1 protein-coding gene is annotated in these 1797 nt (G+C 41.1%); it reads left to right on the top strand.

Annotated features, from left to right (window positions below; all coding sequences use genetic code 11):
- The first annotated feature begins 183 nt into the window (after positions 1-183).
- Positions 184-1653 carry an alpha/beta fold hydrolase gene (locus tag F6K22_RS40030; RefSeq protein WP_293110644.1) on the top strand — a complete coding sequence of 490 codons (1470 nt, stop codon included), beginning with the start codon at positions 184-186 and terminating at the stop codon, positions 1651-1653.
- Positions 1654-1797 lie beyond the last annotated feature (144 nt).

The following is a 1797-nucleotide window of genomic DNA, read 5'->3' as shown; positions in this document are numbered from 1 at the left end:
TTTTTAACTGTTTTGCCAGTTATTTGAATAAATAATCAAGCTACTGTGTGGCGCGATACTGCGCTCCGCAACGCTCCGCGAACGCACCACACCCCCATCTATTCTCAATAATAGTGGGATTTTAGTTGAACTATTCTTCAGCTTATTTGATAAGTCCACCTCTATATATAGCTTTCAGCTACCTTGTCACCCCGTGAGGAGGCAGATATTGAGGTGTTGAAGGGTGAAAATGATAAAGCGTTTGTAGAGATAGACGGGGAAATCTTAGAGATTGAGAATAATTACGAATGGGTAAGCTACACAATTCAGCCTGGAGATAGTCTTTCACAGATTGCTCTAAATACAACGGGTGATGCTAATCGTTATTGGGATATTGCTAATTATAATGGTATTAGCAACCCGAATTTTATTTACGTTGGTCAGCAAATTTTGGTTCCCGGCAATAGCTCAACGGGAACTACTGTAGGGGTAACAACCGGAAATAATAATAATTGGCAACCTTATACGGTACAACCAGGAGATTCTCTCTGGGCAATTGCTCAGAGGACAACAGGAGATGGCAATCGTTACTGGGATATTGCTAACTATAACGATATTGACAACCCGAATGCTATTTATGTTGGTCAGCAAATTTTGGTTCCCGGCAATAGCTCAACGGGAACTACTGTAGGAGTAACAACTGTAAATAATCCAGAGCCAACAGGAGGCAGTTCGGAACCAAACTATAGTAATCAAGTAGAATTCACTCAAGGGTTTGCGGAACCCCATCCTCTTCAAGTAGATATGTTCCCTGGTAGCCAGTTAGTGATGCAAGATTTTCCTGACTCCTATCAAATTACTCTAGATCGTGTAGATGGTTACGGTTACATTCAAAACAATTTAGAAACATGGATCGTGATTCATGGTTGGAACAATTCAGCAGCAGACTCTAGTCAGCTAGCCGCTGCAATAGAAAGAAATGATAATTCTAACCAGGTACTTACTCTTGACTGGAGTGGCATGGCAGGTACAGGCGAAGACAGTTACTTAGATTTGCATGATGCTGCTGTTTGGATCGAAGAAGTTGCAGAGGCTGTAGTTGAGCAACTTAACAAGTGGGGATTTGATCGTAACAAAATTAATCTAGCAGGTCACAGTCTAGGAGCATACGTTGCTTATGAAATATCAGAACAATTAGGGGGTATTAACAATCTGGTGGCTCTAGACCCAGCACTCAGTACAGAAGGGGGATATTCAATAGATGAAGTTGATTTTAGTAGCTATTCCCGATGGTCTTGGAGTTTAGAAAGTAGTTGGTTAGGAAATGATAATATAGCTCGTACTGCTGACGAATCTTTCAGGGTAGACTTTGGTCTGGCGAATTTCGTAAAAGCTCATGGTGCTGTCAAAGATGTTTGGAGGTATATGCTAGACAACCCAAGGGGAGCAATTAGCCAATATTTTGGGCTTGAAGATATGAACCAGTATGGAAAAGGAAAACCTTGGTCTATGTCTCTTGATGCTGCTGGTTTTGGTTCTGACTGGGAAGCTACAATAGATGTTAGAGACCGTTACTTTGGTTCAGGAAATTGGGTTCCTGACACCTTAAGGGAAACTGGTCGGATCGGTATTTTCTCTGACTTTAATATCAAAGAAGTTCATGTAGCAAGTTAAAGAACTTCAGCCCAATAAGGGACCTCCAAAAAATCAAATGTACAATTGATAATGATAATTATTGTTGGTCAAAGGAAGGGGCAACTATGAGCTGCCCCTTCCCACTCCACTTTTTTTGTAGTAAATTTGAAACTGGGGCGTGAT

The sequence above is a fragment of the Okeania sp. SIO2F4 genome (genome assembly GCF_010672385.1).
Taxonomy (GTDB): Bacteria; Cyanobacteriota; Cyanobacteriia; order Cyanobacteriales; family Microcoleaceae; genus Trichodesmium.
Note: the sequence above shows the minus strand (reverse complement) of the source record. Positions and strands in the feature narration are given on the sequence as shown.